The sequence below is a fragment of the Pontibacter rugosus genome (assembly GCF_042678745.1).
Classification (GTDB): Bacteria; Bacteroidota; Bacteroidia; order Cytophagales; family Hymenobacteraceae; genus Pontibacter; species Pontibacter rugosus.
The window spans coordinates 1-9,825 of sequence record NZ_JBHTLD010000187.1 but is presented as its reverse complement, the minus strand read 5'-3'; the positions used below and the strand labels follow the sequence as shown (position 1 = coordinate 9,825).

Sequence of the window (9,825 nt, the reverse complement as noted above, 5' to 3'; positions counted from 1 at the left end):
AGACAGATATTAGACATTAGATGTTAGACATAAGACTAAAATGTTTTCAGTGCCTCAAACATCAAGAAATCTAATGCCTAACGTCTAGTATCTAGCGTCTATCTAAAGTAATCTCCACCACCTGCTCTGTCTTATCGCTTACTTTAAAGCGGTTGTCAGGGCGTTGGCCTACAACCCAGGCAATGGATTGGTCTGATACTAGTACCAGTGTTTGGCTCTTTAGGTTGGCAGGTACTTTTTTGTCAATCAAAAAGTCGCTGATCTTCTTTTTGCCGTTCATGCCCAGCGGCACAAACCAATCACCTTCCTGCCAGCTACGGAGCTTCAGCGGGAACTTCAGTTGGGCTGCATCCAGGGCAGCCACGTGTGGTTTGGTGTTTAGTTTATACGTTTCGGCATCCACATACTTTATGCTGAAAGTGAGGTTGCCTGCCTCTGCGGCTGTATCGCCTTCGTGTATAAGTATACTGCCAAAGCTGCTTAGGTTGCGTTGCGTAATCACCAGTTGGTCACGGTCTTTCACAATGATGTGCGTAGGCGATTCAAACTGCTTGCCCGATATTCCATCCAGCGCCTCCACCAGCTCCAGCACCACTGAGTAGGTGAAGTTATAAGGACGTAGCAGCTCGTGTAGCACCACTGGAAGTCCTGTGGCAGTGCGTAGCGGCTCCAGGGCGACATACACAGCCTCCTGAGTCTCCTTTATACTTTGCTCCCGCAGCTGCGCAATATAGGCTGCTACAATAGCCTCGGCATGGCTTACCCGCTCAGCTGATTGCTGCACCGTTTCTTCTAGGTTCGGGTTTATCTCCTTTAGCACCGGAATTACCTCATGCCTTATTTTGTTGCGTTGGTACTTGGTGGTTTCGTTAGAGGTATCTTCCCGCCAAATAATTTTGCGCTCCGTCACATATTCATAAATGTCATCTTTGGTGATAGACAAAAGCGGACGGATAATTCTTCCGTTCTTAGCCGGTATGCCGTGTAAGCCAGCAATGCCGGTGCCTTTGGTCAGGTGGAGCAATACGGTTTCGGTGGTGTCGTTGCTGTGGTGGGCGGTGGCGATGTAATCATACCCCTCCTGCTGTCTTACCTGCTCAAACCATTCGTAGCGCAGCGTGCGTGCAGCCATTTGTATCGATAGCTTTTCCTGCTCGGCAAAGGCACGGGTATTAAAGTTTTCAGTAAAGAAAGGTGCTTCATACTTTTTGGCCAGCTTTTTGACAAATAACTGATCGGCCTCGGCATCTTCGGCGCGGAGTCCGAAATTGCAATGGGCTACGGCAAACTCATACTTTAGCTGGTGCAGCACTTCGCAGAGTACCGTCGAGTCGATACCACCACTTACGGCCACTAATATTTTATCTGTAGGCAGGCAAAGGCCATGCATTTCTATGAATCCTGAAACTTTCTGTAGCATAAAGTAACGGCTGGTAATTTTTTTCTAATTTTGATGTTATAAATAGACGCTAGACTTTAGATTCTAGACATTAGATCAACAGGTAAAAGCCTGTGCAACATGCAACTGTTTAGCTGCAGGAAGTGCAAAGTCTAATGTCTAACATCTAGCATCTTATATCTAAGTATAATGAACTACACAAAACTACTCTTTTCTCTTGTCTTTAGCTTGATGACTGTTATTGTTTTCGGACAGCAACAAGCAAAGCCGCAGCAACAGAGGCCAAATCAGCAGCAGACCCCGCCACCAGTGCGGCTAGTGCAGACTGAAAAAGTACCGGTGCAGCTACAGCAGGCGGATAGTCTGGTAGGCGGTACTTTCAATGGTAGAAAGATTGATAAGCTGATTGGCAATGTTATATTCAAGCAGAAGGACGGCACGCTGTATGCTGATTCTGTTTACCAGTATAAGGGAGCCGAGTCAAACCAGTTAGAGGCTTTCGGGAATGTGCGCATCAACCAAGCCGATACAGTAACCATTACAGGCAACCATGCCACCTACAACGGCGATTCGCGCACGGCAGAGATAGACGGCAACGTGGTGATGCGTGATCCACGGATGACACTGACAACGCCCACACTCTACTATAACCTGAATACTAAAACTGCTACTTACACAGAGGGTGGCGTTATTGTTGACCCTGAAAATAGACTGCAAAGCCGCCGTGGCTCTTACAATACCGTTACCAAGATGCTTGATTTTCAGCAGGATGTAAACGTTACTACGGCTGATTACAACATCAAGGCGCAGAATATGAAGTATAACACGCTTACCAAAGTGGTATACTTCCAGGGGCCAACCTTTATCAAAGGGCAGCAGGGCGATTTATATGCGGAAGAAGGCACTTATAATACGCTCACCAAAATCTCTAACTTTGGCCGCAATGCCTATATCCTCACTAAGGAATACCGTTTGGGGGGCGATAAACTGTACTATGACCAGGCCTTAGGATATGGGTTTGCAGAAAAGAATGTGTCGCTTCGCTCTCTGAAAGACGATGTGACGATTCGCGGACAGGTAGGTCGCTACTGGCGCGACAGAGGCGAAGCCAAAGTATACGGTAATCGCCCCGTGATGGAAACCATCATGGAAGGCGATACCTTGTTTATGTCTGCCGATACGTTGTACTCCAGGGAAGCGAAGGGAGCCAGGACTGCAAGTATGATTTTCGCTTATCCCAACGTGAAGATCTTTAAGTCTGACCTTCAGGGCAAAGCCGATTCGCTTAGCTATAACAGAACCGATTCTCTTATGCACCTGAACAGGAAGCCAGTGCTGTGGACCGAGCAGAGCCAGTTAGTGTCGGATACGGTTCATATACAGCTGCGCAACAAAACCATCGACCGCATGTACATGTACAGCAATGCTTTTATCTCTTCAGAAGACTCCCTTAAAAACTACAACCAGGTAAAGGGGCGTAACATGACGGCTTTTTTCCAGGAAGGTGATATAAAAAGAGTAAATGTTGACGGTAATGGCGAGAGCTTATACTTTGCCTTAGAGGGGGATACGATTATGACGGGTCTGAACAAAGCCATCTGTAGTAACATGGTTTTGAAGTTTGGGGAAAATAAACTGAAAACAATCTCGTTTCTGGTGCAGCCGGATGCAAGCTTTATACCGCCACACGAACTGAAGGAGGACGTTAAGGTGCTGGAAGGGTTTACCTGGATGGCAGAACAGCGCCCTACTAAAAAGGATGTATTGGCTAAACCCGTGCCTGTACCCGTTAAAACCAAGCCTAAAGAGGTGCCGAAGCAGAAAAAAGCACCTGCTAAAAAGCCAGCTACAGCAACAAAAGCAGTTGCTGGCAATAAGAATTGAGCGGGAGTTAAATATTAATGTGCTCAATACCCAATCTCTTTTGTAAATCACTCGGATATTCTATAATTTTGCCCGTTCATGAATAGAGGCCTTCTACATACTATCGCATTCTTTTGCCTGTTGCTGCTCGCTTCTGGCTGTAGCAATTTTCAGAAAATGCTGAAAAGTAATGATGTCAGCAAAAAATACCAGGCTGCTCTGCAATACTATGAGCAGGAGGAGTATTATAGATCTTCGCAGCTGCTTGACCAGGTAACAGACCTGATGGCAGGTACGGGGGAAGCTGAGAATGCTCAGTTTTATCGTGCCAAGGCACATTATATGCAAGGTAACTATATCCTGAGCGACGCTTATTTCCGCACGTTCCATACTACCTACCCGCGTAGCCCGCTTGCTGAAGAAGCCATGTTTATGCAGGCACAGTCGCTTTACCAGCAATCACCTAGCTATCAGGAAGATCAAACGCCAACAATTACAGCCATAGAGGCGTATGAGGAGTTCTTAAGACGCTACCCAAGCAGTGAGAGAGCATCCGAAGCAAATAAAATCATAGAAGAGCTGTATCAGAAGCTTGATAGAAAAGACTTTTATCAGGCGCAGCTGTACTACAAGCTTCGCTACTGGCGCTCTGCAGCCGTTGCGCTGGATAACTTCCAAAAAGAACATGCCTCCTCACCTTTCAGTGAAGAAGCCGCTTTCCTGAAGTTAGATGCCCAGTATCGCTTTGCCTTAGAAAGTGTGCCGGGTAAGCAGGAAGAGCGCTTTGATAAGGTAGTGGATTTTTTCCAGGCTTTTGTAGACCAGTACCCGGAGAGTAAGTACAGACGTGATGCAGAGCGCGTTTTTGACGCTACGCAAAGTGCCTTGGCCAATTTAAGAAAATCAGAAAACCAGAACTCATAAAGTATACTATATATGGCAGCAGTTTCATCATCAATCGTTACCCGCAACATGGCCGATTTTGCAAAGCAAACCGGCAATATGTACATGTCTGTGTCCGTAATTTCAAAGAGAGCCAACCAGGTAGCTGTTAAGCTAAAAGAGGAGTTAAGCTCTAAACTGGCTGAGTTCGCTACAACAGTTGATAACCTGGAGGAGGTATTCGAGAACCGTGAGCAGATTGAGATCTCTAAGTACTACGAGCGTCTTCCGAAGCCGACAAACCTTGCCATCGAAGAGTTTTTAGAAGGCAAAGTTTACGTTAGAAACCCAGAAGACGAGCCTCAGGAGGAAGAGACAAGCCTGTAATACAGCGGATGCTGAAAGGTAAAAAAATATTATTGGGAGTTTGCGGAAGTATAGCAGCCTATAAATCGGCGCTGTTGGTTCGGCAACTCATCAAAGCGGAAGCAGAAGTACAGGTCATTTTGACTGCTTCTGCTTCTGCTTTTATAACCCCTCTCACATTAGCCACGCTTTCCAAAAGGCCAGTGCTTACTGAGTTTGTTAAAGACGGAACAGGTGTGTGGAACAACCACGTGGATCTTGGCCTGTGGGCTGATGCCATGGTGGTAGCTCCTGCCAGTGCCAATACCGTAGCCAAAATGGCAAACGGCTTCTGCGATAACCTCCTAAGTGCCACCTATCTCTCGGCGCGTTGCGCTGTGTTTGTTGCCCCTGCCATGGATTTAGACATGTACCAGCACCCAGCTGTGCAGCATAACTTCCGGAAGCTACAGGGCTATGGCAATAGCATAATAGAGGCAGGTTACGGTGAGCTGGCAAGCGGGCTGGTAGGGCAGGGGCGCATGGCAGAGCCAGAGGAAATAGTGCAAGTGCTTCAGAATTTCTTTTCAGGTGACAGAAAAATCGTTTAAAGGCAGAGTAGTACTGCTCACAGCTGGCCCTACACATGAACCTATTGATCCGGTACGTTTTATAGGGAACCACTCTACAGGTAAAATGGGTTATGCTTTGGCAGAGCGTTTCGCACAGCTGGGAGCAGATGTTATACTTGTGTCAGGGCCCACAAACCTGCACACGCAGCATACCGGTATCAGAGTTAAAGATGTTACCACTGCCGACGAAATGTATAAAGCGGTGCTGAAATATGCCGAGACGGCTGATATTTGGGTATTTGCTGCCGCTGTAGCCGATTACAGGCCAAAAGTGGTGGCAGACAAAAAGATAAAAAAAGCTGGCCAAGAGCTGACGATAGAGCTGGTAAAGAACGTTGATATTGCAGCAGCGCTTGGTAAGCAGAAAAAAGAGTGGCAGTTTTCGGTAGGCTTTGCCTTGGAAACAGATAATGAAAGTGCTAACGCAAAAGAAAAGCTAAGCAAAAAGAACCTGGATATGATAGTGCTGAATTCCTTGAAAGACCCGGGCGCAGGCTTTGCACATGATACCAACAAGATTACCATAATAGAACAAGACGCTACGCATACCTTTGAATTAAAAAAGAAAAGTGAGGTAGCGCAGGACATTATAAATTTAATTTTAGAGCGAATAGATGGCTAAGAACGTACTTGTTTTGCTGATGCTGGTTTTTGCCGCCTGGTCTGCCAAGGCGCAGGAGCTGCAGTGCGAAGTGGTGGTAAACAGCGAGCAAGTACAGTATACTGACCGGCAATTGTTCACGGATATGCAAACACGCATCTTCGAATTTTTGAACAACCGCCGCTGGACAGATCAGCCTTACCGCTCTGATGAACGCATTAAGTGCCGCCTGCTTATAAACCTGACGGAAATGCCTGAGATTGGTACGTTCAGGGCCAATGTGCAGGTTGTATCGGTAAGGCCTACCTATGGCACCGGTTACGAAACAGTGCTGCTATCTTTTGTAGATAAAGACTGGGCCTTCCGCTTCAGCACTGCAGAGCCACTCGAGTATGCTGATAACGGCTATACTTCTAATTTATCCTCTATGCTGGCTTTCTATGCCTACATGATTATAGGGATGGATAATGATAGCTTTGGCCGACTAGGTGGTGCGCCTGCTTTTGATAAAGCCCGTGCCATACTTAACGTTGCCTCCTCGCAAGGGGCGGGCTATGTAGGCTGGAAAGCCTTTGACAGTAACCGGAACCGCTATTGGCTTATCGATAACCTGCAAGACCCACAGTTTTTACCCTACCGCGAAGGCATGTACGCCATGCACCGCCAAGGTTTAGACCAAATGGCAACCGAGCCGGAAGAGGCGAGGCAAACCATACTAGGTGTGCTCGGTAACCTACAACGCCTGCAACAGCAGAAACCAAATGCTGCCATACTTCGCTCTTTCTTCGATGCCAAGTCGGATGAGTTGGTAAACATGTTCAAGACGGCTGCCCCAGCCCAGAAGCAGCAGGCTTTCACTATATTATCTCAGGTAGACCCCACCAACAACAGTAAATACGAAGTTTTGCTAAAACGCTAAAATTTTTAGATTTTAACTAAAAGGGTGTAACTTCACGGGGCAAAACCAGCTACCGAATTCATACTTGCGCCCATGGGAAAACGCCAGATCCGCATCTTCAGAAAAAAGCTTTTAGATCATGCCTTTGAGCTGCTGCAACAGCCCAATGTGCAGTTGGTGCTGCGCAGCAGAGTAGTGCTCACGGGAGCTGTGAAAGAGCTGACGCCCGAAAATATACAGCTGTTAGATCTCCGCGCAAACCTCCATACTTTTCCTTTAGAGCAGGTAGAGGAGGTGATATATGATGTGGAGTCGGATTATTGACATTGTGGCATATAGATGTTAGGCTGTGTCACCTTTCAAAGCTCGCTAAATTAACAACATCAACCTGCTGTCATATATCAGCCAAAACCTGTTGAGCAGGATTAAAGTAAAATTCATACTTCAAAGAGAACAGAATTATCGAACTTTAGCATAGGCCAAAAGTCTTGTATCTTATGTCTATAGTCTTGTGTCATAATATATGCTGATAGATCTTAAAATAAAAAATTACGCCCTGATAGAGAAACTGGAGATGAATCCATCGCCTGTGCTCAACATCATCACGGGCGAAACGGGTGCCGGTAAGTCCATTATGCTGGGTGCTATTGGCTTGTTGTTAGGAAATCGTGCCGATACAAAATTGCTGTTCAGGCAGGATGAGAAGTGTGTGATTGAGGGCGTGTTCGACTTATCGAGCTATAACCTGCAGGAGGTGTTTGCCGCCGAGGACCTGGATTTTGACAACCAGTGCATCCTGCGTCGCGAAATAAGCCCGAGTGGTAAAAGCCGTGCCTTTGTAAATGATACGCCGGTTACGCTGGACGTCATCCGCAAAATCGGGGAGAACCTGATGGATATCCACTCGCAGCACGATACGCTGCAGCTTGGCGATACCAGCTATCAGCTGAATATCCTGGATATTTATGCCGGTAATACGGCGGCCATGGGTAACACGACCTTTGATATTTATGCCGGCAATTTATCGTACCTGCGCAAGTATAACGAGAGCTTCCGCAAGTATAAAAAGCTGGAGAGCGACTATAAAAAACTGACAGACCAGTTGGCACAAGCCCAGAAGGAGCACGACTATCATGCGTTCCTGTTAAACGAGCTGGCCGAAGCGAATCTGCAGGCAACTGAGCAGGAGGAGCTGGAAGAGGAACTGAAGCAACTGGAGAATGCCGAAGATATTAAGCTGAAGCTGACACAGGCGGTGCAGAGCCTAACCGAATCAGAGTTCAACATCACCTCAGCCCTGAAAGATACGGTGTACCTGATCGGGCAGTTGGCACAATTCGGGAGCAAGTATGAAGAGCTCCGTACCCGCACCGAGAGCTGTATGATTGAGCTGAACGACGTGGCTGCCGAACTGGAAGATGCTGAGCGCGACACCGAAGCTAATCCGGAGCGGACGCTGGAAGTGCAGGAGCGCCTGAATCTGATTTATACGTTGCAGCGCAAGCACCAGGTGCAAACCATCGCTGAATTGCTGGAAATACAGCGTGAGTTGGAGGAGAAGGTTGGAAGCGTGCTGAACCTTGACACGGCTATTGCCAATACCGAGAAGGCTATGGCTAAAGCAGAGAAAGAAGTTAAAGAAAAAGCTGCTATCCTATCGGAGCGCCGCAGAGCTTCTTTTGAGACGTTTGAGCAGGAGCTCTACGTGCTGGTGGCTGACTTAGGTATGCCCAATGCGCGTATCGTCATTCAACATAATGAAGTCGCGCCAACTCCAACAGGTACCGATGATATCAACATCCTTTTTAGTGCTAACAAAGGAGCACAGCCGCAAACACTGATCAAAGCTGCCTCTGGTGGTGAGTTCTCGCGCCTGATGCTAAGTATAAAGTACATGCTGGCCGATAAAACTGCCTTGCCAACCATTGTATTTGATGAAATTGACACTGGAATATCAGGGGAGGTAGCTGTAAAGGTTGGCAAGATGATGAAGCAGATGGCACAGAAGCACCAGATCATTGCTATATCACATTTGCCGCAGATTGCTGCCCAAGGCGATTCACATTATTTTGTGTATAAGCACGATACAGAAGAGCGCACCATCAGCCGCGTAAAGAAGCTCAACGATGAAGAGCGCATCAACGAGCTTGCGCATATGATTGCAGGTGCTAACCCTAGCGATAATGCGTATCAAAGTGCAAAAGAGTTGCTTTCCTTGTAATTTGTAATTGCTATATTGCTGCTTCTTTTCCGGAGGTGCCGGAAATTTAAGTATAGCAACGAACAAACAACGATAAAGAGATGGCTTACAATCTGCTTAAAGGAAAAAAAGGAATCATTTTCGGCGCGCTGGACGAGAAATCTATTGCTTGGAAAGTTGCCAAGATCGCAAAAGAAGAAGGAGCTGAATTTGTGCTGACAAACGCTCCAATCGCTATGCGTATGGGCGAGATCAATAAACTGGCAGAGCAATGCAATGCAGAGATAATTCCTGCTGATGCCACGTCTATTGAAGACCTGGAGAACCTGTTTACTAAGGCGCAGGAAATATTGGGAGGTAAGATTGACTTTGTACTGCACTCTATCGGCTCAAGCCCGAACATCCGTAAAGGCAAAGCTTATGGTGACCTGAACTATGACTGGTTCCTGAAGACGCTGGATATATCTGCGCTTTCTTTCCACAAAGTGATGCAGGTAGCTGAGAAGCAGGATGCCTTGAATGAGTGGGGATCTGTTGTGGCTCTGTCTTATGTTGCAGCACAGCGCGTGTTCCCTGATTATACTGATATGTCGCATGCAAAGGCTGTGTTAGAGTCAATTGCCCGTAACTATGGTTACCGTTATGGCAAGGCGAAGAACGTGCGTGTAAATACTATCTCTCAGTCTCCGACTAAAACTACAGCAGGTACAGGTGTAGGTGGCTTTGATGTGTTTTATGATTATGCTGATAAAATGTCGCCGCTAGGTAACGCCTCAGCTGAAGACTGTGCTAACTATTGCGTTACCCTCTTCTCTGACCTTACCCGTATGGTAACCATGCAGAACCTGATGCACGATGGTGGCTTCAGTAACATGGGTATTTCAGAAGATATCGTAAACATGATCCAGAAGTAATCAATTAGTAAAGAGGTAATCCACATCTCTAAGTATAAAAACCAGAAGGCCTCTGCTGTAGTAGCAGAGGCCTTCTGGTTTTTATACTTGC

General features: G+C 46.8%; 10 protein-coding genes. 9 read left to right on the top strand and 1 reads right to left on the bottom strand.

Translation table 11 applies throughout. The features are described 5' to 3' along the window. Positions 1-91 precede the first annotated feature (91 nt). Positions 92-1,420: a tRNA lysidine(34) synthetase TilS gene (tilS, locus tag ACFQ2O_RS16925; RefSeq protein ID WP_377530456.1), complete on the bottom strand. Its 1,329-nt coding sequence runs from the start codon at positions 1,418-1,420 to the stop codon at positions 92-94. 210 nt (positions 1,421-1,630) lie between these two features. Between tilS and ACFQ2O_RS16920 the strand changes: the two genes are divergently transcribed. The 9 genes from ACFQ2O_RS16920 to ACFQ2O_RS16880 all read left to right on the top strand — a co-directional run bounded on the left by ACFQ2O_RS16920 (position 1,631) and on the right by ACFQ2O_RS16880 (position 9,734). Further along, the gene (locus tag ACFQ2O_RS16920) at positions 1,631-3,283 is read left to right on the top strand and encodes an OstA-like protein (RefSeq protein ID WP_377530453.1); all 1,653 of its coding nucleotides are present in this window, start codon (positions 1,631-1,633) and stop codon (positions 3,281-3,283) included. Between the two features lie 78 nt (positions 3,284-3,361). Continuing rightward, positions 3,362-4,186, top strand: a complete 825-nt coding sequence (locus ACFQ2O_RS16915) for an outer membrane protein assembly factor BamD (protein ID WP_377530450.1) — start codon at positions 3,362-3,364, stop codon at positions 4,184-4,186. Positions 4,187-4,198: 12 nt separating this feature from the next. Beyond that, positions 4,199-4,531 carry a DNA-directed RNA polymerase subunit omega gene (locus ACFQ2O_RS16910; protein WP_377530446.1) on the top strand — a complete coding sequence of 111 codons (333 nt, stop codon included), beginning with the start codon at positions 4,199-4,201 and terminating at the stop codon, positions 4,529-4,531. 8 nt (positions 4,532-4,539) lie between these two features. Continuing rightward, the gene (locus tag ACFQ2O_RS16905; protein WP_377530443.1) at positions 4,540-5,100 is read left to right on the top strand and encodes a flavoprotein; all 561 of its coding nucleotides are present in this window, start codon (positions 4,540-4,542) and stop codon (positions 5,098-5,100) included. Continuing rightward, complete coding sequence (gene coaBC, locus ACFQ2O_RS16900; protein WP_377530441.1) at positions 5,081-5,743, top strand: bifunctional phosphopantothenoylcysteine decarboxylase/phosphopantothenate--cysteine ligase CoaBC; 663 nt, start codon at positions 5,081-5,083, stop codon at positions 5,741-5,743. Before ACFQ2O_RS16905 ends, coaBC begins: the two co-directional genes overlap by 20 nt. Beyond that, a complete protein-coding gene (gene porD, locus ACFQ2O_RS16895; protein WP_377530438.1) occupies positions 5,736-6,641 on the top strand; it encodes a type IX secretion system protein PorD in 906 nt (301 codons plus the stop codon). Before coaBC ends, porD begins: the two co-directional genes overlap by 8 nt. A gap of 72 nt (positions 6,642-6,713) precedes the next feature. Further along, the gene (locus tag ACFQ2O_RS16890; RefSeq protein WP_377530433.1) at positions 6,714-6,944 is read left to right on the top strand and encodes a hypothetical protein; all 231 of its coding nucleotides are present in this window, start codon (positions 6,714-6,716) and stop codon (positions 6,942-6,944) included. A 199-nt stretch (positions 6,945-7,143) separates the two neighbouring features. Beyond that, positions 7,144-8,841: a DNA repair protein RecN gene (gene recN / locus ACFQ2O_RS16885; RefSeq protein ID WP_377530429.1), complete on the top strand. Its 1,698-nt coding sequence runs from the start codon at positions 7,144-7,146 to the stop codon at positions 8,839-8,841. An 80-nt stretch (positions 8,842-8,921) separates the two neighbouring features. Continuing rightward, positions 8,922-9,734 carry an enoyl-ACP reductase FabI gene (locus ACFQ2O_RS16880; RefSeq protein WP_377530426.1) on the top strand — a complete coding sequence of 271 codons (813 nt, stop codon included), beginning with the start codon at positions 8,922-8,924 and terminating at the stop codon, positions 9,732-9,734. Positions 9,735-9,825: the final 91 nt, after the last annotated feature.

What these genes read in the sequence shown, in the direction of transcription:
- tilS (WP_377530456.1), bottom strand. Translation starts at nt 1,420, where the DNA reads ATGCTACAGAAAGTTTCAGGATTCATAGAAATGCATGGCCTTTGCCTG.
- ACFQ2O_RS16920 (WP_377530453.1), top strand. Translation starts at nt 1,631, where the DNA reads ATGACTGTTATTGTTTTCGGACAGCAACAAGCAAAGCCGCAGCAACAG.
- ACFQ2O_RS16915 (WP_377530450.1), top strand. Translation starts at nt 3,362, where the DNA reads ATGAATAGAGGCCTTCTACATACTATCGCATTCTTTTGCCTGTTGCTG.
- ACFQ2O_RS16910 (WP_377530446.1), top strand. Translation starts at nt 4,199, where the DNA reads ATGGCAGCAGTTTCATCATCAATCGTTACCCGCAACATGGCCGATTTT.
- ACFQ2O_RS16905 (WP_377530443.1), top strand. Translation starts at nt 4,540, where the DNA reads ATGCTGAAAGGTAAAAAAATATTATTGGGAGTTTGCGGAAGTATAGCA.
- porD (WP_377530438.1), top strand. Translation starts at nt 5,736, where the DNA reads ATGGCTAAGAACGTACTTGTTTTGCTGATGCTGGTTTTTGCCGCCTGG.
- ACFQ2O_RS16890 (WP_377530433.1), top strand. Translation starts at nt 6,714, where the DNA reads ATGGGAAAACGCCAGATCCGCATCTTCAGAAAAAAGCTTTTAGATCAT.
- recN (WP_377530429.1), top strand. Translation starts at nt 7,144, where the DNA reads ATGCTGATAGATCTTAAAATAAAAAATTACGCCCTGATAGAGAAACTG.
- ACFQ2O_RS16880 (WP_377530426.1), top strand. Translation starts at nt 8,922, where the DNA reads ATGGCTTACAATCTGCTTAAAGGAAAAAAAGGAATCATTTTCGGCGCG.